General features: G+C 47.5%; 21 protein-coding genes, 1 tRNA gene and 1 other annotated feature. Of the genes, 20 read left to right on the top strand and 2 right to left on the bottom strand.

Annotated elements, in window-relative coordinates; translation table 11 throughout:
* Positions 1-88 precede the first annotated feature (88 nt).
* The 5 genes from rph to MHB72_RS15700 all read left to right on the top strand — a co-directional run bounded on the left by rph (position 89) and on the right by MHB72_RS15700 (position 3034).
* Positions 89-829, top strand: a complete 741-nt coding sequence (gene rph / locus MHB72_RS15720; protein ID WP_020452486.1) for a ribonuclease PH — start codon at positions 89-91, stop codon at positions 827-829.
* 22 nt (positions 830-851) lie between these two features.
* Positions 852-1442 carry an XTP/dITP diphosphatase gene (locus MHB72_RS15715; RefSeq protein ID WP_020452485.1) on the top strand — a complete coding sequence of 197 codons (591 nt, stop codon included), beginning with the start codon at positions 852-854 and terminating at the stop codon, positions 1440-1442.
* 16 nt (positions 1443-1458) lie between these two features.
* Positions 1459-1980 carry a YfcE family phosphodiesterase gene (locus tag MHB72_RS15710; protein ID WP_101561165.1) on the top strand — a complete coding sequence of 174 codons (522 nt, stop codon included), beginning with the start codon at positions 1459-1461 and terminating at the stop codon, positions 1978-1980.
* A gap of 119 nt (positions 1981-2099) precedes the next feature.
* Positions 2100-2173 (top strand) — tRNA-Arg (locus MHB72_RS15705).
* A 369-nt stretch (positions 2174-2542) separates the two neighbouring features.
* Entirely contained in the window at positions 2543-3034 is a 492-nt protein-coding gene (locus tag MHB72_RS15700; RefSeq protein ID WP_031304790.1) for a hypothetical protein, read from the top strand.
* Between the two features lie 44 nt (positions 3035-3078).
* Here the strand turns inward: MHB72_RS15700 and MHB72_RS15695 are convergent, their stop codons facing one another.
* Positions 3079-3333: a hypothetical protein gene (locus MHB72_RS15695; RefSeq protein WP_020452482.1), complete on the bottom strand. Its 255-nt coding sequence runs from the start codon at positions 3331-3333 to the stop codon at positions 3079-3081.
* 398 nt (positions 3334-3731) lie between these two features.
* Between MHB72_RS15695 and gdhA the strand changes: the two genes are divergently transcribed.
* Positions 3732-5114, top strand: coding sequence for an NADP-specific glutamate dehydrogenase (gdhA, locus tag MHB72_RS15690; RefSeq protein WP_020452481.1), 1383 nt, complete (start codon positions 3732-3734; stop codon positions 5112-5114).
* A 44-nt stretch (positions 5115-5158) separates the two neighbouring features.
* Here the strand turns inward: gdhA and MHB72_RS15685 are convergent, their stop codons facing one another.
* A complete protein-coding gene (locus MHB72_RS15685; RefSeq protein ID WP_081691800.1) occupies positions 5159-5383 on the bottom strand; it encodes a hypothetical protein in 225 nt (74 codons plus the stop codon).
* 458 nt (positions 5384-5841) lie between these two features.
* On the opposite strand from MHB72_RS15685, the gene ilvE reads away from it, so the two are divergent.
* From ilvE to yihA, 14 genes are all read left to right on the top strand, one after another.
* A complete protein-coding gene (gene ilvE, locus MHB72_RS15680) occupies positions 5842-6756 on the top strand; it encodes a branched-chain-amino-acid transaminase (protein WP_023855438.1) in 915 nt (304 codons plus the stop codon).
* Between the two features lie 4 nt (positions 6757-6760).
* Positions 6761-7022 (top strand) — a binding site (T-box leader).
* 156 nt (positions 7023-7178) lie between these two features.
* Positions 7179-8903 carry an acetolactate synthase large subunit gene (gene ilvB, locus MHB72_RS15675; protein WP_079289276.1) on the top strand — a complete coding sequence of 575 codons (1725 nt, stop codon included), beginning with the start codon at positions 7179-7181 and terminating at the stop codon, positions 8901-8903.
* Positions 8900-9418, top strand: coding sequence for an acetolactate synthase small subunit (ilvN, locus tag MHB72_RS15670; protein ID WP_020452477.1), 519 nt, complete (start codon positions 8900-8902; stop codon positions 9416-9418). The genes ilvB and ilvN overlap by 4 nt, the downstream gene beginning before the upstream one ends.
* Before the next feature lie 23 nt (positions 9419-9441).
* A complete protein-coding gene (ilvC, locus tag MHB72_RS15665) occupies positions 9442-10470 on the top strand; it encodes a ketol-acid reductoisomerase (protein WP_020452476.1) in 1029 nt (342 codons plus the stop codon).
* Positions 10457-12013, top strand: coding sequence for a 2-isopropylmalate synthase (locus MHB72_RS15660; protein ID WP_026579125.1), 1557 nt, complete (start codon positions 10457-10459; stop codon positions 12011-12013). The genes ilvC and MHB72_RS15660 overlap by 14 nt, the downstream gene beginning before the upstream one ends.
* A gap of 27 nt (positions 12014-12040) precedes the next feature.
* A complete protein-coding gene (leuB, locus tag MHB72_RS15655; protein WP_023855435.1) occupies positions 12041-13153 on the top strand; it encodes a 3-isopropylmalate dehydrogenase in 1113 nt (370 codons plus the stop codon).
* 33 nt (positions 13154-13186) lie between these two features.
* Positions 13187-14605: a 3-isopropylmalate dehydratase large subunit gene (gene leuC / locus MHB72_RS15650; RefSeq protein WP_216919839.1), complete on the top strand. Its 1419-nt coding sequence runs from the start codon at positions 13187-13189 to the stop codon at positions 14603-14605.
* Between the two features lie 12 nt (positions 14606-14617).
* Entirely contained in the window at positions 14618-15217 is a 600-nt protein-coding gene (gene leuD, locus MHB72_RS15645; protein ID WP_026579127.1) for a 3-isopropylmalate dehydratase small subunit, read from the top strand.
* A 130-nt stretch (positions 15218-15347) separates the two neighbouring features.
* Complete coding sequence (gene ddcA, locus MHB72_RS15640) at positions 15348-16355, top strand: DNA damage checkpoint antagonist DdcA (protein WP_023855434.1); 1008 nt, start codon at positions 15348-15350, stop codon at positions 16353-16355.
* Positions 16356-16581: 226 nt separating this feature from the next.
* Positions 16582-17856, top strand: coding sequence for a trigger factor (gene tig / locus MHB72_RS15635; protein WP_020452470.1), 1275 nt, complete (start codon positions 16582-16584; stop codon positions 17854-17856).
* Between the two features lie 268 nt (positions 17857-18124).
* The gene (clpX, locus tag MHB72_RS15630; protein WP_003184083.1) at positions 18125-19390 is read left to right on the top strand and encodes an ATP-dependent protease ATP-binding subunit ClpX; all 1266 of its coding nucleotides are present in this window, start codon (positions 18125-18127) and stop codon (positions 19388-19390) included.
* Positions 19391-19572: 182 nt separating this feature from the next.
* Positions 19573-21228, top strand: a complete 1656-nt coding sequence (gene lonB, locus MHB72_RS15625; RefSeq protein WP_035338220.1) for an ATP-dependent protease LonB — start codon at positions 19573-19575, stop codon at positions 21226-21228.
* Between the two features lie 216 nt (positions 21229-21444).
* Entirely contained in the window at positions 21445-23769 is a 2325-nt protein-coding gene (lon, locus tag MHB72_RS15620) for an endopeptidase La (protein WP_020452468.1), read from the top strand.
* Positions 23766-24353, top strand: a complete 588-nt coding sequence (gene yihA, locus MHB72_RS15615; protein WP_075752023.1) for a ribosome biogenesis GTP-binding protein YihA/YsxC — start codon at positions 23766-23768, stop codon at positions 24351-24353. Before lon ends, yihA begins: the two co-directional genes overlap by 4 nt.
* Positions 24354-24360 lie beyond the last annotated feature (7 nt).

Here is a 24360-nt window from a genome sequence, read left to right as displayed (position 1 = left end):
CGATTAAAGCTGCCTCTTTCTTTATTCAGCTTTTTGGAAGAGCGGAATGATTGTGAAAGGTTTATGTACATACAATCGGAGGTAAAAAATGAGATACGATGGAAGAGAAAACAATGAACTGCGCCCTGTCACAATGGACCTCGACTTCATTACGCATCCCGAGGGATCGGTCCTGATCACAGTCGGCGGGACAAAGGTGATATGCAACGCGTCTGTGGAAGACCGCGTACCGCCTTTTTTGAGAGGAGAAGGGAAGGGCTGGATCACCGCGGAATACAGCATGCTGCCGCGGGCCACGAACCAAAGGACGATCAGGGAATCGTCAAAAGGGAAAATCTCCGGGCGGACGATGGAAATTCAACGGCTAATCGGACGAGCTTTGCGGGCGGTCGTTGATTTGGAAAAGCTCGGTGAACGGACGATCTGGATCGACTGCGACGTCATTCAGGCTGACGGAGGCACAAGAACCGCGTCGATCACCGGAGCATTTACAGCCATGGCGCTTGCCGTCGGAAGACTTGTCGAAAAAGGCACGCTGAAGGCGATGCCGATCACTGACTTTTTGGCTGCCACTTCAGTGGGAATCGATAAGGAAAAAGGATTAATCCTTGATTTGAACTACCAGGAAGATTCTGCGGCAGAGGTGGATATGAACGTCGTCATGACAGGCGAAGGCCGCTTTGTCGAACTTCAGGGAACAGGAGAGGAAGCGACATTCTCAAGAAGTGAATTGGACGGGCTTTTAGAACTGGCTGAAAAAGGGATCGCCGAACTCATCGAAAAGCAGAAAGAAGTGCTCGGCGACGTTGCATCAGCCATTCAACAATAACATGAGAAAGGCTTGATACACGATGAAAGAAGTCATCATTGCCACGAAAAACGAAGGAAAAGTCAGGGAATTCAAAGCGATGCTCGAACCAAGAGGCTACGATGTCAAATCTCTACTGGACATCGGCTATACGCCCGAAATCGAAGAAACCGGGCAGACGTTTGAAGAAAACGCGGTGATTAAAGCGGAAACGATTTCGAAAGAAACCGGCAAAATCGTAATTGCCGATGACTCAGGCCTGTCTGTCGACTACCTCGGCGGCAGCCCCGGCGTATACTCGGCCCGCTATGCAGGAGAAGAGAAAAACGATCTCGCCAACCTGAAAAAGCTATTGAAAGAGCTTGAAGGGGTGGAAAAAGAAGACCGCTCCGCGAGGTTCAGATGCGCGCTCGCATTATGCATTCCAGGACAGGAAACGAAAACGGTCGAAGGTTCTGTGGAAGGATACATTACCGAAGAACCGCGCGGCACAAACGGCTTCGGCTACGACCCGGTTTTTCTCGTCAAAGACAAAGATCAAACGATGGCCGAGCTCTCAAGCGGCGAAAAGAACAAAATCAGCCACAGAGCGGAAGCACTGAAAAAACTGTCCGCTCTATTGGACCAAGCGTAAAGGAGGAGGGCCGATCATGAAGGTTCTGATTGTCAGCGACAGCCACGGCCTTGAAGACGAACTGGAAATGATCGCTGAGCGGCACGGGAAGGAAACAGATCTCATCATCCATTGCGGAGATTCCGAATTGGATCCTTCCCATCCCGCGCTTTCCTCTTACTTAACGGTAAAAGGAAACTGCGATTTTTACGGGGAGTTTAAAGACGAAATTGTCGTTCCCGTCGGATCAAAAAAGCTTTTTTTCACACACGGGCATTTATACGGCATTAAACAGTCGCTTTTAAATGTATACTACCGCGCTGAAGAACTCGGCGCCGATATCATCTGTTTCGGCCATTCCCACATCGCGGGAAGCGAACTGATGGACGGAAAACTGCTGATCAACCCCGGCAGCATCCGCCTTCCGCGGGTGCGGAAAGAAAAAACTTATGCTATACTGAACATTGATAAAGACAATGCAACGGTCCGCTTTTACGACTTGGACGGCCGGGAAGTCGAAAGCCTGACGAACCATGTCCAACTGCCAGCACATTCATGAGGAAGAATTTTTTTCTTCCTCGTGAAGAAAAAAATTCTAAAAAGTTGTTGACTTTATGTCCCGATCCGCATATAATAAATCTTGTCGCTGATAGTTAAAGCGAAACAAAACAACATCATGTCCCAGTAGCTCAGCAGGATAGAGCAACGGCCTTCTAAGCCGTCGGTCGGGAGTTCGAATCTCTCCTGGGACGTCTCTGAAAAAAGCCTCAAACTTCTTGGTATACAAGGGTTTGAGGCTTTTTTATTTGATGGGAACTTCTGCTCTATTTTTGGTTTGAAAATATGTTTTGGGAGTGGATTGGGAGCGGATTTAAAACTCCATTATTTATTGGATATCCTATTAAAATATACACTCCATTTTTTTATTTATAACAACTTCTGAGGTACCTAATCCTCTTTCTATACTTCTTCCAAGAACATCTCCATTTGTATCTTGAGGTGAGAGTAGTTCTCTGAATGGCCTTTTTCTTCAAATAACAACACCCTAAAAATTCCCTTTCATCATTTCGAACAAAATGAAAAAGATAAAGGGTGTGATCAATTTTAAGGAGGATGTTGTCATGACAAAACAACAGCAAAACCAGCAGCAAAAACAAAAGCAACAAAAACAAAAGCATGAGCAGCTGCTCGGAGTGAACATCACGGATACCGAACTTGCTCAGGAATTCGGAAATATCCAGCAGCAGCTTGCCCAGCTGGAGCAAACTGTTAATCAAATGGGGTCACAGCAGCAGGGCCAAAGCGGCCAGCAGAGCTCTCAATTGAGCCAGGGAATCAATCAGCTGAAGCAGCAAATTCAGCAATTCAGCTCACAATCTCAGCAGCAAATGCAGCAGACGGATCAGCAAATTCAGCAAAGCATTCAGCAGGCTGTTCAGCAGCTGAATCAGGCTCTTCAAGGAATCCAGACAAACCAGGCCATGAACCAAATGAGCCAGGCACTTCAGCAGGCGCAGCAATCATTTAACCAGCAAGGACAGCAAGGTCAACAGGGTCAGCAAAACCAACAAAACCAGCAGCACAATCAAAATTTCCAGCAGCCCCTCCAATAAAAAAGCTTAAAAGAGCCGTTTAGCACGGCTCTTTTTTATATCGGTCATTCCTCGTTTTGATCCTTTTCGTCATGAGTTGGATGCGCCCCGGGGTACTGTCGCGGCATTCCTTGGTGGAGGTTGCGGAATTCATATGTGAAATTGCTGTAGTACTGCTGACCTTCCTTCCATGGCGTGTTTTTGTTTTCAACAGGCTTGTCTTTGCCCTGGGCAGCTCCATACGCTCCTTCAGGAAATTCTTCTGCCGTTAAAAAGTTTCTTTGTGTTTCAACGTTTGACAGTTCTTTTTTGTCGTCCATCAGATCACCCCTGTTTTAGTTTTATTGTTGCCATGAAAAAGAAGAGCTATGTGTTTTCGTTTTGTGCAGTAGGATTCATTTTAAGAACGGGAGAAGATGCTCATTTTCTGCCGAGAGTACAACGGGCAAATGCGCCGATCGCAACGAAAAGCACAGAAAAGACCTTTCGGATGTTATGGTATTTTATGGTTTATTGGTCCTTTTTTCCTCAGCATTTAAGAACGGTTCTTCTATCTTAATACCCGTCTATTCTCGCTTTTTGTTATACATCTCAATTCAGCAATGGTTTAATCTGTTTTCCAGATTGATGTAAATGGGGCATTGGTTGTAAAATTTACCATGTAGAAAATCTTACAACGTTCGTTCTGCTTTTATTTTAGAAAGGGAGCTGAAGAAAGATGCATACGCTAGAAAAAATGGAGCAAACAAATGTTCAGATGGCGAGAGATTATGTGACAAAAGCATACGAGACAGTGCGGCAGCGAAATCTTCACGAAAGCGAATTTCTTCAAGCTGTAAAAGAAATTTTCGATTCCCTCGTCCCTGTATTGGCAAGACATCCAAAGTATATCGAACACCGCATTCTTGAAAGGATTGCAGAGCCTGAACGGATGATCACCTTCAGGGTGCCGTGGGTCGATGATGAAGGCAATATCCAGGTTAACAGGGGATACCGGGTTCAATTTAACAGCGCAATCGGTCCGTATAAAGGCGGCATCCGTTTTCATCCTTCTGTAAATGCGAGCATTATTAAATTTTTGGGCTTCGAACAAATTTTTAAAAATTCTTTGACCGGCCAGCCAATCGGCGGCGGAAAAGGCGGGGCTGATTTTGATCCGAAGGGCAAGTCTGACAGGGAGATCATGAGTTTTACGCAAAGCTTCATGAATGAACTGTACAGACATATCGGACCGGACACGGATATCCCTGCCGGTGATATTGGTGTCGGAGCTAGGGAAGTCGGGTTTATGTTCGGACAGTATAAAAAGATTCGGGGCCGCTATGATGCAGGTGTGTTAACAGGCAAAGGCCTTGAATACGGGGGCAGTTTGACGAGGAAAGAAGCGACAGGGTACGGTCTGGTTTATTTCGTAGAAGAAATGCTGAAGGATCAGGGGCTGCGTTTTGAAAACAGCACCGTTGTCGTCTCCGGTTCAGGCAATGTCGCGCTGTATGCGATGGAAAAAGCCGCTCAATTCGGCGGAAAAGTAGTGGCCTGCAGTGATTCTGACGGCTATGTCTATGACGAAAAAGGCATCAGCCTTGAGACGGTGAAGCGGCTTAAAGAAAGCGGGAACGGAAGGATTCGCGAGTATGTCAGCGAGCATCCGGAAGCACACTATTTCGAAGGATGCTCCGGCATTTGGTCTATTCCGTGCGATATCGCGCTTCCGTGCGCGACCCAGAACGAAATTGACGAAGAGGCTGCCGGAGTGCTCATTTCAAATGGGGTCAAAGCCGTCGGAGAAGGGGCGAATATGCCGTCTGAAGAGGGCGCCGTCAAACGCTTTTTGGATGCGGGGGTTCTTTTCGGGCCGGCTAAGGCTGCAAATGCCGGCGGTGTGGCCGTTTCAGCGCTCGAAATGGCGCAGAACAGCGCACGGCTCCACTGGACGGCGGAAGAAACGGATGAGAAGCTCAGAATGATCATGACCGATATTTACAAGAGAAGCGTTGAAGCGGCTTCAGAATACGGACGTCCCGGCAATCTGCTTGACGGCTGCAATATAGCCGGATTTATTAAAGTGGCGGATGCGATGATCGCTCAGGGAGTCGTTTAACCGTAAAAAGAGAGAGCAAAATGCTCTCTCTTTTTTGTGCTTTGTTAATCTTCTCTGAATCCACCGGTAAAGCCGTGCACAGCGGGAACGGAAATTCCCGGATAGCTGATGCTGAATCCGAGAGTCGGAGTGGTGAACACTCCGCCGTACGGATAATAGGTATAGGGCCCGTGTGCTGAAGGATTATAGACATAAGTAGTCGGATAACCGAAGTATCCCGGGTATTGGCGCACGCGGGGATCAGAGTATGGAGGAAAGGTGCGGTACATCATATTCACCCGTTTCTATTTGGATTAACAGCAGTTTATGTAAAAAATCGTAAAATGGAGTCTGTACACAAATGTGGTAAAAAATCTAACCTTCCGGGATGAAATTTCAAAAAGTTGTCAGTTATAAAATCTAACAAAACTGTATAAAACACCAGTTTTTTTATGTAATCTTTATAGATTGCATAAAAAATTTCAAATTGTTTTTCAATTTTGCATTTCCTTTTATATCAATCATGTAAGCGTATACAAGTAGATTGATTAATCGAAATTGTCTAATAATTTTAAAAAATACGGTTGACACTGCATGTAAAGGGGCGTAATATGAGTTCAAACAAAAGAACAAATCACTTGAAAACTTTTCATCTTTCCCGGGAATGACAGCGGGAAAACGGGTTCCCGCATCATCGATTTTTAACCGTTTAAAGCGTTCATTTACAACAGAAAGGTGTGCTAGAGGGATGGGGGACCAGAAAGACCAGTGGATCTTCCTAAACGACAAACTCGTTAAAAAAGAAGACGCTAAAATATCAGTCTATGATCACGGATTTTTATACGGGGACGGCGTGTTTGAAGGGATCAGGGTATACGACGGCAACATCTTCAGAATGAAAGAGCACATGGACCGCCTCTACGATTCTGCGAGATCGATCATGCTGGAGATTCCATATCAGCAGGAAGAACTGACACAGCACGTTCTCAAAACAGTCGAAAAAAACGGGCTTAAAGACGCTTACATCCGCTTGGTCGTTTCAAGAGGAGCAGGTGACCTCGGACTCGATCCAAACAATTGTTCACACCCGAGTGTCATTATAATTGTCGAACCATTGGCAATATTCCCGAAACACTTATATGAAACGGGAATTGACATCGTTACGGTTCCGACAAGAAGAAACAGACCTGATGTGCTGAGCCCTAAAGTGAAATCGCTGAACTATTTAAACAATATTCTTGTCCGGATCGAGGCGCACATGGCGGGCGTGACAGAAGCGCTCATGCTCAATGATCAAGGCTATGTCGCCGAAGGTTCTGCGGATAACGTATTTATTTATAAAAGCGGAAAGCTTTTGACGCCTCCGGGCTATATCGGAGCGCTTGAAGGAATCACTCGGAATGCCATTATCGAAATAGCGCAGGAGCTCGGCTATGAAGTGAAGGAGGAGCCGTTTACCCGCCATGACGTATACACAGCCGACGAAGTGTTTTTAACCGGAACGGCTGCAGAAGTCATCGCGGTCGTTAAAGTTGACGGCCGCAAGATCGGGGACGGCAAACCGGGAGTCCACACAAACCGGATGCTTGAAAAGTTCCGCGAGCGCGTCGTCCGTGAAGGGATAAAAGTCAGCCTCGAAGATCAAAGCTTAAGTGTCAGTTGAATAAAGACAAACGTTGAAGAGGATAAGTAACAGCGGAAACGCCGCCTGCAGAGAGCCGGGATTGCTGGAAACCGGTGACGGCCTCCGCTTGTGAACTCCCCTCTGAGTGTCAGCCTGAACGACTTCCAAGTTTAGTAAGGCTGGCCGGGTGAACGTCACGAAGGTTCACTCGTTATTAAACCGGATAAGCGATTATCCATAAGGCGGCTTTCGAAAGCCGCGAACAAGGGTGGTACCGCGGAAAGAAAAGCCTTTTCGCCCCTTTGGCCTGCAAGGTGTGCAGCGTCAACAGTGGGCGGGAAGGCTTTTTTTAGCTGCAAAAGCAGATTGGAAACATGCTTTGCGGCATATATACATGAATTATTTTTAAAAAACCACGTGAATGAACAGTGATGATGATCACTTGATAAGGAGGAAGAAAAATGGGGACGAATGTACAGTTGGATGCTGAAAATGCCCAATGTACACAAACAATGGCAGGGGCGTCAATGCTGATTGAGGCTTTAAAAAAGGAAAATGTCGAAGTGATCTACGGGTATCCCGGCGGTGCGGTCCTGTCGATTTATGACAAACTCTACGGATCGGGGATGTTTCATGTACTAACGCGCCATGAACAAGGCGCTATCCACGCAGCCGAAGGATATGCGAGGATTTCGGGGAAACCGGGTGTCGTCATCGCCACATCCGGTCCGGGAGCGACCAACCTTGTAACGGGTCTGGCCGACGCGATGATCGATTCATTGCCTCTCGTCGTATTCACCGGTCAGGTTGCGACCTCGGTTATCGGATCTGACGCATTTCAAGAAGCTGATGTCATCGGAATTACGATGCCGATTACAAAGCACAGCTACCAGGTTCGCCATGCAGAAGATCTGCCGAGAATTATTAAAGAAGCATTTCATATCGCAACAACAGGAAGACCGGGCCCCGTTTTAATCGATATTCCTAAAGACATCGCCGTTGTAGAAGGAGAATTCCGCTACGACCATGAGATTCACCTTCCTGGCTATCAGCCGACGAAGGAACCGAATTATCTGCAGATCAGAAAGCTTGTGGAAGCGGTCAGTGCAGCGAAAAAGCCGGTAATTTTAGCGGGCGCGGGCGTATTGCACGGGAAAGCGTCAGAAGAATTAAAAAATTATGTCGAACAGCAGCAAATTCCGGTGGCGCATACGCTGTTAGGCTTGGGAGGATTTCCAGCCGACCATCCGCTTTTCCTCGGGATGGCCGGAATGCACGGAACGTATGCGGCCAACATGGCTCTGTATGAAAGCGATCTGTTAATCAGCATCGGTGCGAGATTCGATGATCGGGTCACAGGGAACTTGAAGCATTTTGCAAAATATGCGAAAGTCGCTCACATTGACATCGATCCGGCTGAAATTGGCAAAATCGTTCATACGCACATTCCGGTTGTCGGCGACAGCAAGCTTGTACTGACAGAGCTGATCAAGCAAAACGGCAAACCGAGCGCTTCCGATGAATGGAAAAAGCAGCTTGCGGACTGGAAAAACGAATATCCGCTCTGGTATGAAGAGAATGAAGCAGAAGGATTCAAACCGCAGAAGCTGATCGAATATATCCACCGCTATACAAAAGGCGAAGCTATTTTAACGACGGACGTCGGACAGCATCAAATGTGGGCCGCGCAATTTTATCAGTTCCAAAAAGCCGACAGGTGGGTCACTTCCGGCGGGCTCGGCACGATGGGCTTCGGACTTCCGGCGGCAATCGGGGCACAGCTTGCGGATAAGGATGCGACAGTTGTATCGATACTCGGCGACGGAGGATTCCAGATGACACTGCAGGAGCTGTCCGTCATTCGCGATCTGAACCTTCCGATCAAAGTCGTGGTCTTAAACAACCGCTGCCTCGGAATGGTCCGGCAATGGCAGGAGATCTTTTACGATGAGCGCTATTCACACTCCAAGTTCGCATCACAGCCTGATTTTATCAAGCTGTCTGAAGCATACGGCATCAAAGGTGTCCGAATCACATCTGAAAAAGAAGCGGAAGAAAAGCTGGAAGCGGCGCTAACGTCGAATGAACCGGTGGTCATCGATGTTCAGGTTGCACAAGCTGAAAAAGTATTTCCAATGGTTGCGCCTGGAAAAGGGCTGCACGAAATGGTGGGGGTGAAACCTTGAAAAGAATCATCACGCTGACGGTTTTGAATCAAAGCGGCGTCTTAAACAGAATTACAGGGTTGTTTACAAAACGGCATTACAACATTGAAAGCATTACCGTCGGCCACACCGAAACAGCGGGGATTTCCAGGATCACGTTTGTCGTGCATGTGGCAGATGAAAAAGAAACGGAACAGCTGACAAAACAATTAAACAAACAGATTGATGTACTGAAAGTCACGGATATTACAAATCAATCGATCGTCCAAAGAGAGCTGGCATTAATCAGGGTGGTTTCCCCTCCGTCGAGCAGGGCGGAAATAAACGGCGTCATTGAACCGTTTCGGGCGACTGTCGTCGATGTCGCAAAAGACAGCGTCGTGATTCAAGTGACGGGGGAATCAAGCAAGATCGAAGCCCTGATCGAACTGTTGAAACCATACGGGATTAAAGAGGTTGCCAGAACAGGCACCACGGCCTTTGCGAGGGGAACCCAGCAAAAGCCGTCCTCTATTAAAACAATATCAATTGTATAAAACATAAAAAGGGAGAGATTGAAATGGTAAAAGTATATTATAACGGTGATATCAAAGAAAACGTATTGGCAGGCAAAAAAGTAGCGGTAATCGGATACGGCTCTCAAGGCCATGCGCACGCACTGAACCTGAAAGAAAGCGGAGTGGACGTCATTGTCGGCGTCAGAAAAGGGAAATCCTTTGCTAAAGCAGAGGAAGACGGCCATCAAGTTTTCACGGTAAGAGAAGCGGCAGAACAGGCCGACATCGTTATGGTGCTTCTTCCGGATGAACAGCAGCAAAAAGTGTATGAAGCGGAAATTAAAGACGGACTTCAAGCGGGCAATTCACTCGTATTCGCCCACGGATTCAACGTTCATTTCCATCAGATCGTGCCTCCGGCAGATGTTGACGTATTCCTTGTCGCTCCTAAAGGACCGGGACATCTTGTCAGAAGAACGTTTGAACAAGGTGCAGGGGTTCCGGCGCTGTTTGCGATCTATCAGGATGTCACAGGGGAAGCGAAAGACAAAGCCCTTGCTTATGCTAAAGCGATCGGCGGAGCAAGAGCCGGTGTTCTTGAAACAACATTTAAAGAAGAAACTGAAACCGACCTTTTCGGTGAACAGGCGGTGCTGTGCGGAGGATTGACTTCCCTTGTCAAAGCAGGATTCGAAACGCTGACAGAAGCGGGCTATCAGCCTGAACTCGCATACTTCGAGTGTCTGCACGAGCTGAAGCTCATCGTCGACTTGATGTATGAAGAAGGTTTAGCAGGCATGAGATATTCGATTTCAGACACAGCGCAGTGGGGAGATTTCGTATCAGGCCCGCGCGTCGTCGATGAGAAGGTAAAAGCATCAATGAAAGAAGTATTGAAAGACATCCAAAACGGTACATTCGCGAAAGAATGGATCGTCGAAAACCAAGTCAACCGTCCCCGTTTCAACGCCATCAATACAAGCGAAAACGAACACGAAATCGAAGTGGTCGGAAGAAAGCTTCGCGAAATGATGCCGTTTGTCAAGCAGGGCAAGAAGAAGGAAGCGGTGGTAGCCGGTGCGAAAAATTAACTTTTTTGATACGACACTCCGTGACGGTGAGCAGTCGCCGGGCGTTAATTTAAACACGCAGGAGAAGCTGGCGATCGCCCAGCAGCTTGAAAAACTCGGGGTCAACATTATGGAAGCGGGTTTCCCCGCTTCATCCCCCGGGGATTTCAACGCAGTAAAAGAAATCGCAAGGACGATTAAAAACTGTTCGGTAACGGGGCTTGCCCGCTCTGTCAAAGGAGATATCGATTCGGCGTGGGAAGCGCTCAAAGACGGGGCTGAACCAAGGCTTCACATTTTTATCGCCACTTCTGACATCCATTTAAAATATAAGCTGAAAAAAACGCGCGAACAGGTTCTGGAACAGGCGGTCGCAATGGTGAAATACGCCAAAGAACGCTTCCCGATCGTCCAGTGGTCTGCCGAAGATGCGTGCCGGACCGACCTTCCGTTTTTAGCCGAGATCGTCAGCGAAGTGATCGCCGCGGGAGCGGACGTCGTCAATCTTCCGGATACGGTCGGTTATTTAGCGCCCGCCGAGTACGGAAATATCTTCCGCTATATTAAAGAAAATGCCCGCAATGCTGACAAAGTCACGCTTTCAGCCCATTGCCACGATGATTTAGGCATGGCTGTCGCCAACTCTTTGGCTGCGATTGAAAACGGAGCGGATCAAGTCGAATCGGTCATCAACGGCATAGGCGAAAGAGCGGGGAACGCCTCTCTTGAAGAAATCGCCGTCGCCCTCTATCTCCGAAAAGATTTCTACCAGGCGGAATCAACGATTCAGCTGAATGAGATTAAGCGGACAAGTGATTTAGTGAGCAAACTGACCGGCATGGCCGTGCCGCGGAACAAAGCGGTCGTCGGCGATAATGCCTTTGCCCACGAATCAGGCATTCACCAGGACGGCTTCTTAAAAGAAAAAACAACATATGAAATTATTTCTCCGGAGCTTGTCGGCGTAAAAACGGATGCGCTTGTCCTCGGAAAGCATTCAGGGCGCCACGCATTTAAAGATAAGCTGCAAAACCTCGGATTCCAGTTTGGAGAAGAAGAAATCAACAAATTTTTTAACATCTTTAAAGAACTTACCGGCAAGAAAAAGGAATTTACGGATGAAGATCTCATCTCGCTGATTCTCGAGGAGAAAACGGCAGACCGCAAAATCGGCTATGAATTTATTTCGCTGCAGGTTCATTACGGCACCTCGCAGGTTCCGACAGCAACGGTTTCCCTTAAAGATCAGGAAACGGATCAGATCATCCAGGAAGCGGCGACCGGAGCGGGAAGTGTTGAAGCGGTGTACAACACGCTGAAGCGCTGTATGGATAAAGAAGTCCAGCTCCTTGATTACCGGATTCAATCCAATCGCAAGGGACAGGATGCATTCGCGCAAGTATACGTCAGGGTGATGATCGACGGAAAAGAATCCGGAGGACGCGGAGTCGCCCAGGATGTTCTCGAAGCATCTGCCAAAGCTTACTTGAACGCAGTGAACCGCTATCTCGTATTGAAGACGAATACGGAAGGATTGTCAAAACAGGCGGCTGTAGGATCATAACAGTAATAAGGAAGGAGTTTGTTGAATTTGAAAAAACGAATCGCACTTTTGCCCGGTGACGGAATTGGTCCCGAAGTATTGGACGCGGCTGTTGATGTGCTGAAAAGCGTTGCTGAACATTATCAGCATGAATTCGAATTTGAATACGGCCTGATCGGCGGAGCGGCAATTGATGAGGCGGGAGCGCCGCTTCCCGAGGAAACTGTCGCCGCCTGCAAAGCTGCGGACGCCATTTTGCTCGGAGCAGTAGGCGGGCCGAAATGGGATCAAAATCCTTCTGAGCTGAGGCCTGAAAAAGGGTTGCTCGCCATCCGCAAGCAGCTCGATCTTTTTGCCAATCTGCGGCCTGTTAAAGTATTTGAAAGCCTTGCGGGAGCTTCTCCGTTAAAAGCTGAATATATCGAAGGTGTTGACTTTGTCATCGTTCGCGAGCTGACTGGCGGCCTGTATTTCGGAAAGCCTAGCGAGCAGTACGTCAATCAGAACGGCGAGGAAGAAGCCGTTGACACGCTGTTTTATAAAAAGTCGGAAATGGAAAGGGTCATCAGGGAGGCCTTCCAAATGGCGCAGAGACGAAAAGGCAAAGTGACCTCAGTTGATAAAGCGAACGTCCTTGAGTCAAGCAAACTATGGCGCAAGACGGCGGAAGAAGTAGCGAAAGAGTTTCCTGACGTCAAGCTTGAGCACATGCTCGTCGACAATGCAGCGATGCAGCTCATTTATGCGCCTGGACAGTTTGACATTATCGTGACTGAAAACATGTTCGGCGATATTTTAAGCGATGAAGCATCGATGCTGACTGGGTCGCTCGGCATGCTGCCGTCGGCAAGCTTATCAAGCTCCGGACTTCATCTATATGAACCTGTCCACGGCTCGGCCCCTGATATCGCGGGGCAGAACATAGCCAATCCGCTTGCGGCGATCTTGTCCGCGGCTATGATGCTCAGGACGTCATTCGGTCTTGAAGCTGAAGCGAAAGCTGTTGAACACGCAGTCGATCAAGTTCTCCGGGCAGGTAAGCGGACGAAGGACCTGGCAAAAGGATCGGAACATTCCACGACTCAATCGATTACAGGGGAAGTAAAAGCTGCGCTGGCAGACGACAATGCCATTTCAAACATCATGACCGCTTACGTTTAAGGAAAATGGATATTGGTAGAGGGAGGAAGAAAGATGATGCCTCGAACGATCATCGAAAAAATTTGGGATCAACACGTGATTAAAAAAGGTGAAGGGAAGCCTGACCTTCTCTATATCGATCTGCATCTGATACACGAGGTAACGTCACCCCAGGCCTTTGAAGGCCTAAGGCAAAAGAATAGAAAAGTCAGACGGCCTCAAAATACGTTTGCCACAATGGACCACAATATTCCGACTGTCAATCGGTTTGAGATTAAAGATGATGTCGCCAAACGGCAGGTCAGTGCGCTCGAACGGAATTGCGAAGAATTCGGCATCCGCCTCGCAGACTTGTCAAGCGTCGACCAGGGGATCGTCCATGTCATCGGGCCTGAACTGGGGCTGACGCTGCCGGGCAAAACGATCGTTTGCGGAGACAGTCATACATCTACACACGGAGCGTTTGGTGCGCTCGCTTTCGGAATCGGAACGAGCGAGGTGGAGCACGTCTTGTCAACGCAGACGCTTTGGCAGCAAAAACCGAAGACGCTGGAAATCCGCGTTGACGGCAAACTGCAAAAAGGAGTGACGGCTAAAGACGTCATTCTGGCGGTCATCGGAAAATACGGGGTTAAATTCGGTGCGGGTTATGTCATTGAATATACCGGCGAAGTATTCCGAAACATGTCGATGGACGAACGGATGACGGTGTGCAACATGTCAATCGAAGCTGGGGCAAGAGCAGGATTGATTGCACCGGATGAAACAACATTTGAATATGTCAAAACGAAAAAATATGCGCCAAAAGGCGAAGAGTTTGAGAAAGCTGTAGAAGAGTGGAAGAATCTGAGAACCGATCCGGGGGCGGTCTACGACCGGACGATCGTGATGGACGGAAGCGCGATTTCACCGATGGTGACGTGGGGCATCAACCCTGGAATGGTGCTGCCGGTTGATGAAACGATTCCAGGCCCTGAGGCCTTCTCTCAGGAAGACGATAAAAAAGAAGCGCAGCGCGCATATGAATATATGGGTCTTGAACCATATAAAAAAATCGAGGACATTACAATCGAGCACGTCTTTATCGGTTCATGCACCAACTCGCGCATGACAGATCTTCGCCAGGCTGCTGAAATGATAAAAGGCCAAAAAGTCGCCAACGGCGTCAGAGCGATCGTCGTTCCCGGCTCGCAAAGCGTCAAAATTCAAGCTGAAAATGAAGGGCTTCACCAGATTTTCATCGAAGCGGGTTTTGAATGGAGAGAATCGGGATGCAGCATGTGTTTGAGCATGAACAACGATGTTGTCCCTGAAGGAGAGCGCTGTGCTTCCACTTCCAACCGCAATTTTGAAGGCAGACAGGGCAAAGGGGCCAGGACGCATCTCGTCAGCCCGGCGATGGCCGCGATGGCCGCGATTCACGGACGCTTTGTCGATGTCAGAAAATATTACCAAGAGACAACAGCTGTATAGAGGAGTGACAAGATGGAGCCATTAAAGACCCATACCGGAATAGCGGCGGTGCTAAACAGAATCAACGTAGACACGGACCAGATCATTCCGAAGCAATTTTTAAAGAGGATCGAAAGAACGGGATACGGCCGCTTTGCTTTCTTTGACTGGAGGTATTTGGATAACGGCGATCCAAACCCTGATTTTGAGCTGAACCGGCCGGAATACAAAGGCGCTTCGATTTTAATCGCCGGCGAAAACTTCGGCTGCGGCTCTTCAAGGGAACACGCCCCATGGGCGCTAGACGACTACGGATTTAAAATCATTATCGCGCCGTCTTTTGCCGATATCTTTCACCAAAACTGTTTCAAAAACGGCATGCTGCCGATCCGCCTTCCTTATGAGACGTGGAAAGTGCTTGCTGAACAGTATGAACATCAGTCTTTGCCGATGACTGTCGATCTTGAAAAACAGACGATAACAGACCACGCCGGGCAGCAGATTGCATTTGAGGTCGATCCGCATTGGAAAGAGATGCTGCTGAACGGTTACGATGAAATTTCTTTAACATTGCTCCTTGAAGAAGAAATCGAACAATTTGAGAAACAGAGAAGTTCTTGGTTGCAAGCATAAAAAAGCTGTCCGATGTAGATCGGAGGCTTTTTTTTGCTGAAGGCAGCATACTGCCGCCGGTTCTTTCTTGTGTTTAGCGGGCCGGGTTGATACACTTGTTAAAAAATAAGTGCCTGAAAGGAACTTAGAAATGAAGCATGACAAGAAAAACTCGAAGATCATCCCGTTCCCGAACGTTAAGGAGCGTTTAGTGCACAAAGGGATGGCCGCGCTTAAAGAAAAGAATTACCATGAAGCGCTCAGGCTGTTTTCTGAAGCGAAGCGCTATGATGACGAGGAATCGGATATTTATCTGGGAATGGCCATCTGCCTGCTGGAAATCGGCGAGCTTGAAGAAGCGAAAGGCATCTGTGAAAAAATGCTGAAAGAAGGCCACGGCCATTATTTTACCGTTTTACAAGTCTATATGACGATTTTAATCCAGCTCAGACAATACGAAAAAGTAAAAGAAACGATTGAAGCTGTACTCGAAGAAAATAAGCTGCCTCCTGAAAGCGCGGAACAGTTTTATAAACTGCTTGATTTCAGCCGCAAGATGACGGAAGACCCCGGACCTGAGGATATCACCGAAGACCTTCCCGAGACGGAGGAGGTTGATCAGGAAAGGCTTTTGAATGACACGGAAGAGCAGGTTAAGCTTCTTCACGGACTGAAGGACCGCAATCTGACAAGCTATATCGGCTTGTTGAAAACAATTTTGCAAAATCCGAGCGCGCATCCTGTCGTAAAAACGATGATTCTCCAGCTTTTGGCCGAGTCAGACCATGAAAAGCCGACACTTGTCGCAAAATTTGGCGATTCGATGACAATTAATCCGACAGAGACAGTCAAGCCGGATGATATGCCGATATTAAAGCATGTTCTGAGCGTGCTGGATGACACGCTGGGGAATGAAAATCCCACGCTGTACCAAGCGGTCGAAGAGCTGTGGAGAAGGCATATTTACGTCCTCTATCCGTTTCAGCCGAAATACTCAAACCGCGAGCTCTGGGCTGCTGCGCTGCATAAAGTCGGATACGAAATGCACGGGATCGACATCGATAAAGAGGAGCTTCATATTCTCTATGAATTCAATGACAGACAGCTTGACGAGGCCTGCGCGCTCATCAAAGACATAGAAGAAATTTCTTATTTGTAAATGTTGAAAGCAGCGGGCATTGTGTTATAATATAGTGGTTGCATTTGTGAAAAACGGAAGTTGATCCGTTTGCCGCTTAAAGTTCATTATTTATCTTTGTATACATAATGATGGCTGTCAGAAACACATGAGCTGCACACAGTCGGCAGCTTGCGATGGACGTAGCCGTTTGTTTGTTTTAAAATGGAAAACCGACACAACCTGAATAGATTTTGGAGGGAAACACATGTCAGTAAAATGGGAAAAGCAAGAAGGAAACGAAGGCGTTTTAACGGTTGAGGTAGATGCCGATACCTTTAATAAAGCCCTTGATGATGCATTTAAAAAAGTCGTAAAGCAAGTATCCATTCCTGGATTCCGCAAAGGGAAAGTACCGCGCGGTTTGTTTGAACAGCGTTTTGGTGTTGAGGCGCTTTATCAGGATGCGCTGGACATCCTGCTTCCTGTCGAGTATCCGAAAGCGGTAGAGGAAGCGGGCATTGAGCCTGTTGATCGCCCGGAAATCGATGTGGAAAAAATCGAAAAAGGCGAAAACCTGATCTTCACTGCGAAGGTAACGGTTAAGCCTGAAGTGAAACTTGGCGAATACAAAGGCCTTGGCATTGAAAAAGACGATACTGCCGTAACGGATGAAGACGTTCAAAATGAACTGAAGTCTCTTCAAGAGCGCCAGGCTGAACTCGTTGTAAAAGAAGACGGCAAAGTGGAAGAAGGGGACACTGTTGTTCTTGACTTCGAAGGATTCGTAGACGGCGAAGCGTTCGAAGGCGGAAAAGCGGAAAACTATTCCCTTGAAGTCGGTTCAGGCTCTTTCATTCCAGGTTTTGAAGATCAGCTTGTCGGACTTGAAGCCGGTGCTGAAAAAGACGTAGAAGTAACATTCCCTGAGGAATACCATGCGGAAGAGCTTGCGGGCAAACCTGCCGTATTCAAAGTGAAAATCCACGAAATCAAAGCGAAGGAGCTTCCTGAGCTTAATGACGAGTTTGCGAAAGATGTCGATGAGGAAGTTGAAACGCTTGCCGAGCTGACTGAAAAAACGAAAAAACGTCTCGAGGAAGCAAAAGAAAACGAAGCGGACGCTAAACTTCGCGAAGAGCTTGTCGTAAAAGCAGCTGAAAACGCTGAAGCTGACATTCCTCAAGCGATGATCGACACAGAGCTTGACCGCATGATGAAAGAATTCGAACAGCGTCTGCAAATGCAAGGCATGAACCTTGAGCTTTACTTCCAATTCTCAGGACAGGATGAAAACGCGCTGAAAGAGCAAATGAAAGAGGATGCTGAAAAACGCGTGAAATCCAACCTGACACTGGAAGCGATCGCCAAAGCTGAAAACCTTCAAGTCACTGACGAAGAAGTCGAAGAAGAGCTTTCTAAAATGGCTGAAGCGTACAACATGCCTGTTGAAAACATCAAACAAGCAATCGGTTCTACAGAAGGAATGAAAGAGGACTTAAAAGTTCGCAAAGCAATTGATTTTCTTGTAGAAAACCGTTAATATGTTTCATAATCATACTTTATATAAAACAGGGCGCGAATGTTTCGTGCCTTGTTTTATACAATTTTGACTTATCATCTTTTCTTTGGGAAAGGATAGATAATGTCGTTTTGATCAACATACATATTGAATATGCCGAACGGCAAACACAACGTTATCGCCTTTTTGGAAAGTGTGGTAAAATGCAATACATAATGGAACGAATGTTTTCAAGCGATGTTTCTTTTAACGAAGAAACAGGAATGACAAGGATATAAGGGGTGAAAGAATGTTTAAATTCAACGAGGAAAAAGGACAATTAAAATGCTCGTTTTGCGGAAAAACACAAGATCAGGTACGCAAGCTTGTCGCCGGACCAGGCGTATATATATGTGACGAGTGCATCGAACTTTGCACTGAAATTGTAGAAGAGGAACTCGGCTCTGAAGAAGAAGTGGAGTTCAAAGATGTCCCAAAACCAAAGGAAATCCGCGAGATTCTTGATGAATACGTCATCGGCCAGGACCAGGCAAAAAAATCCCTTGCCGTGGCCGTCTACAATCATTACAAGCGGATCAATTCGAACAGCAAAGTCGATGATGTCGAGCTGTCAAAAAGTAATATTTCCATGATCGGACCGACTGGAAGCGGAAAAACGCTTCTTGCTCAAACACTAGCCCGCATCCTGAATGTGCCGTTTGCCATTGCAGATGCCACTTCGCTTACTGAAGCAGGTTATGTCGGTGAAGATGTGGAGAACATTTTGCTTAAGCTGATTCAGGCTGCTGACTACGATGTTGAAAAAGCGGAAAAAGGCATTATCTACATCGATGAAATCGATAAAGTGGCCAGAAAGTCCGAGAACCCTTCAATTACACGCGATGTATCAGGTGAAGGCGTTCAGCAGGCTCTGCTTAAAATTCTTGAAGGTACGGTTGCAAGCGTTCCTCCACAAGGCGGAAGAAAGCATCCTCATCAAGAGTTCATCCAGATTGACACAACCAACATCCTGTTCATTTGCGGCGGAGCTTTTGACGGAATCGAGCAAATCATCAAGCGCCGTCTCGGTCAAAAGGTCATCGGCTTCGGCTCTGACAACAAGCATGAAGATCTTGAAAAAGAAGCGCTTCTTTCCAAAGTTCTTCCGGAAGACTTGCTTCGCTTCGGTCTGATCCCTGAATTCATCGGCCGTCTCCCGATCATCGCAAGCCTTGAACCACTCGATGAAAAAGCGCTGGTTGAAATTTTAACAAAACCGAAAAACGCACTTGTTAAACAATATAGAAAAATGCTTGAGCTGGATGATGTGGAGCTTGTATTTGAAGACGAAGCGCTCACAGAAATCGCTAAAAAAGCAATTGAACGTAAAACAGGAGCACGCGGACTTCGTTCCATTATCGAAGGAATCATGCTCGACGTGATGTTCGATCTGCCGTCCCGCGAGGATATTGAAAAATGCGTGATTACAGGCAAAACCGTCACTGACGGCGAACCGCCGCGTCTCATTATGAAAGACGGCACGGTCGTCAATAAAGACAAAAAAACTTCAGCATAATGAAGAGAACCTCCTAGCCAAAGGAGGTTCTTTTTTTGCATTTGGAAACCGTCGCCATACAGAAAAAAGTGACGGTTTCCAAAAGCAAAATTATCCCTTTCTGTACGTTTATTCCCTCCGTGATCAGGAAATACTATCTGACATACTTAAAGATACGAAACCATTTCAGGAGGGACCATCAGTTGAGCTGGACGAGCATTGCACTTTTTGTACAACTATTTTTCGGGATCATCATCGGATTATATTTTTGGAATCTGCTCAAGAATCAAAGAACCCAAAAGGTTACGATAGACAGAGAGTCCAAAAAAGAGATGGAACAGCTCCGGAAAATGAGATCAATCCATTTATCAGAACCGTTATCAGAAAAGGTAAGGCCGACAGCTTTTAAAGACATCGTCGGCCAAGAGGACGGCATTAAAGCGCTGAAAGCCGCCCTTTGCGGACCAAATCCGCAGCATGTCATTATTTACGGCCCTCCAGGTGTGGGGAAAACCGCAGCTGCAAGGCTTGTCCTCGAAGAAGCGAAAAAGAACAAGCGCTCACCGTTCCAGGAACATTCCGTCTTTGTCGAGCTTGACGCGACAACGGCCCGCTTCGACGAGCGGGGAATCGCCGACCCGTTGATCGGATCGGTCCACGATCCGATTTATCAGGGTGCCGGAGCGATGGGGCAGGCCGGAATTCCTCAGCCAAAGCAGGGAGCCGTTACGCATGCGCACGGCGGGGTATTATTCATCGACGAAATCGGAGAGCTTCATCCGATTCAAATGAATAAAATGCTGAAGGTGCTTGAAGATCGGAAAGTGTTTTTGGAAAGCGCCTATTACAGTGAAGAAAACACGCAAATCCCCAAACACATCCACGACATTTTTCAAAACGGGCTGCCAGCGGATTTCAGACTGATCGGCGCGACGACGAGGATGCCTGACGAAATCCCGCCAGCGATTCGGTCGAGATGTCTGGAAGTGTTCTTCCGCGACCTTGAAAAGCAAGAATTAAAAACGGTCGCCAAAAAAGCGGCTGATAAGATTCAGAAGAAAGTCGCAGAGGAAGGACTTGACCTGTTGACGCGGTATGCGAGAAACGGCCGCGAAGTCGTCAATATGATGCAAATCGCCGCCGGAATGGCTTTGACTGAAGAGCGCGACGAGGTGACGGTTGAAGATATCGAATGGGTGATCCATTCGAGCCAGCTGACACCGAAATACGAACAAAAAATCGCCTCCAAACCGCAGGTCGGCATCGTCAACGGACTTGCCGTCCACGGCCCTAACAGCGGTTCGCTGCTCGAAATTGAAGTCACAGTCAACAAGGCTGCTGATAAGGGATCGATTAATATCACAGGCATCGCAGAAGAAGAGAATATCGGCAACCAGTCAAAATCGATCCGACGGAAAAGCATGGCGAAAGGGTCGGTCGAAAATGTCATGACTGTATTGCGGACAATGGGAGTAAAAGCTTCGGATTATGATATTCACGTGAATTTCCCCGGCGGTATCCCGGTTGACGGACCATCTGCAGGAATTGCCATGGCGGCGGGCATTTTCTCCGCCATTCATAAGGTTCCGATAGACCATACTGTCGCCATGACGGGGGAAATCAGCCTGAACGGCCGGGTAAAGCCGATCGGCGGCGTGATTCCGAAAATCAAAGCGGCCAAGCATGCGGGGGCAAAAACGGTTATTATTCCGCATGAAAATGTCCAGTCGATTTTAAAGCGGATAGAAGGCGTACATATCATTCCCGTCAAAACCTTGCAGGAAGTGCTGGACCTTGCATTGGTCAACCCTCCTTCAGAAATGCCTGACGGCGCTCAGATGAAAAGAGAATCCGTATAAATCCCCATCATTTCAGATGGGGATTTTTTTCGGGCCGGTTTTCTCCGACAGGCGCCGGCATGTTTTCTTAGCGGAGGACATCTTTTCCTTTTTCAGAACTGAAAGAAAGGGTATACTACAGGAGACCCTTTTTATTTCGCCGGGCTTACAATTGTACAGGGATAAAAAAAGTATATTATAATGGTTCATACTAAAGTTACGGAGGTGTCAGTCAAAATGGCAGATGAAACGAAACGAAACATCCCGCTCCTCCCTTTAAGAGGTTTACTCGTCTATCCGACGATGGTTTTGCACCTTGACGTCGGGCGTGAAAAGTCGGTTCAGGCGCTTGAACAGGCGATGATGAATGACCATATGATCTTTTTGGCAACACAAAAGGACATATCCATAGACGAACCGGATGAAGACGAGATTTTTACATTCGGAACCTATACAAAAATCAAGCAGATGCTCAAGCTGCCGAACGGAACGATCCGCGTTTTGGTGGAGGGGCTGCAGCGCGCCCGCATTCTTGAGTACCATGATTTAGATGAATATACGTCTGTAAAAATCGAACGAATCGATGAAGAGACTGAAAAAGATGTTGAAGATGAAGCACTCATGCGCACATTGCTTGACCACTTCGATCAATACATAAAGATTTCGAAAAAAATATCGGCTGAAACATTTGCCGCTGTGACAGATATTGAAGAGCCGGGAAGAATGGCCGATATCGTCGCCTCCCACCTGCCGCTTAAGTTGAAAGACAAGCAGGAAGTGCTGGAAACGATCGATGTCAAAGCCAGATTAAACAAAGTGATCGACCTGATTCACAACGAAAAAGAAGTCCTTGAGATTGAAAAGAAGATCGGGCAGCGCGTCAAGCGTTCAATGGAAAGAACGCAAAAGGAGTATTACCTGCGCGAGCAGATGAAAGCCATCCAAAAAGAGCTTGGCGATAAAGAAGGAAAAACGGGCGAGGTCCAAAAGCTGACTGAGAAAATCGAACAGGCCGGCATGCCTGACAATGTGAAAGAAACCGCGTTTAAAGAGCTAAACCGGTACGAAAAAATCCCATCAAGCTCAGCTGAAAGTTCTGTCATCCGCAATTATATTGAATGGCTTATTTCCCTCCCATGGAATGATGCAACAGAAGACAGGCTTGATTTAAATCTCGCCAGTCAAATTCTTGATGAAGAACATCACGGACTTGAAAAAGTGAAAGAACGGGTTCTCGAATATTTGGCAGTCCAAAAGCTGACCCGCTCGTTAAAAGGACCGATCTTATGCTTGGCCGGACCTCCGGGTGTCGGAAAAACCTCGCTGGCCAAATCGATCGCCAAATCGCTCGGACGCAAATTTGTCCGCATTTCCCTTGGCGGCGTGAGGGATGAATCCGAAATCCGCGGCCACCGCCGCACATATGTAGGCGCCATGCCGGGCCGCATTATTCAGGGGATGAAAAAAGCAGGCAAGAACAATCCCGTGTTCCTTTTGGACGAGATTGATAAAATGGCTTCGGATTTCAGGGGAGATCCTGCTTCAGCGATGCTGGAAGTGCTCGATCCTGAACAAAACCATACGTTCAGCGACCATTATATTGAAGAGACGTTTGATTTATCAAAGGTTTTGTTTATTGCGACCGCGAACAACCTGGCCACAATCCCGGGTCCGCTCAGAGACCGTATGGAGATCATCACGATCGCGGGCTATACGGAAGTGGAAAAGGTCGAAATCGTCAAAGACCATCTGCTTCCAAAACAGCTGAAAGAACACGGTCTGAAAAAATCCAATCTGCAAATACGGGAGCAGGCTGTCCTTGATGTTATTCGCTATTATACGAGGGAAGCCGGCGTCAGAAGTCTTGAACGCCAAATCGCAGCGATATGCAGAAAAGCGGCGAAGCTGATCGTATCAGGGGAAAGAAAAAGAATTACGGTCACGGACAAAAACCTTGAAGACTATTTAGGAAAAAGAATGTTCAGGTACGGACAGGCTGAGCTCGACGATCAGATCGGCGTTGTCACAGGTCTTGCCTACACGACGGTCGGCGGAGATACGCTGTCCATCGAAGTGTCTCTTTCCCCCGGGAAAGGCAAGCTCATTTTAACCGGAAAGCTCGGCGATGTCATGAGAGAGTCGGCACAAGCCGCATTCAGCTATGTCCGTTCAAAAGCGGAAGAGTTAAACATCAACCCTGATTTTCATGAAAAACACGATATTCACATTCACGTGCCGGAAGGGGCCGTTCCGAAGGACGGGCCATCCGCGGGGATCACAATGGCGACAGCTCTTGTTTCGGCGCTGACGGGCCGACCTGTTTCACGAAATGTCGGCATGACCGGCGAAATCACGTTAAGAGGCCGCGTCCTTCCGATCGGCGGCTTGAAGGAAAAGGCGCTCGGCGCACACCGTGCCGGCTTAAAGACTGTCATTATGCCGAAAGATAATGAAAAAGACATTGAGGACATTCCAAACAGCGTGCGGGAAGGCTTAACCTTCATTCCTGTCGCTCACCTGGACGAAGTTCTAAAGCATGCGCTAGTAGGAGAAGAGAAATGAAAGTAACGAAATCAGAGATTGTCATCAGTGCGGTGAAACCCGAGCAGTACCCTGAAGGGGGGCTGCCGGAAATCGCCCTTGCCGGGAGATCTAATGTCGGAAAATCGTCATTTATCAATACAATGATCAACCGTAAAAACTTAGCGAGGACATCATCAAAGCCGGGGAAAACACAGACATTAAATTTTTATATCATTAACGATGTCCTTCACTTTGTCGATGTGCCCGGTTACGGATTTGCGAAAGTCTCCAAAACGGAGCGCGAGGCTTGGGGCCGTATGATAGAGACGTATTTGACATCCCGCGAAGAACTGAAAGCGGTCGTTCAAATTGTCGACCTCAGACATGCCCCTTCACAGGATGATGTGATGATGTACGACTTTTTAAAGCATTATGAAATTCCTGTGATCGTGATTGCGACAAAAGCGGATAAAATCCCTAAAGGTAAATGGGAAAAGCATGCCAAAGTCGTCAAAGAGACGCTCAATATAGAAAAAGAAGACAAGCTCATCTTGTTTTCCTCCGAGACGAAAAAGGGTAAACAAGAAGCGTGGTCGGCGATCGAGCAAATGATCGCGAGATAAAAGAAAA

Origin of the sequence: Bacillus sp. FSL K6-1284 (genome assembly GCF_038002625.1) — a bacterium.
GTDB lineage: Bacteria > Bacillota > Bacilli > Bacillales > Bacillaceae > Bacillus > Bacillus paralicheniformis.
The sequence above is the reverse complement of the archived record's forward strand: the minus strand, read 5'-3'. Positions and strand labels throughout refer to the sequence as shown.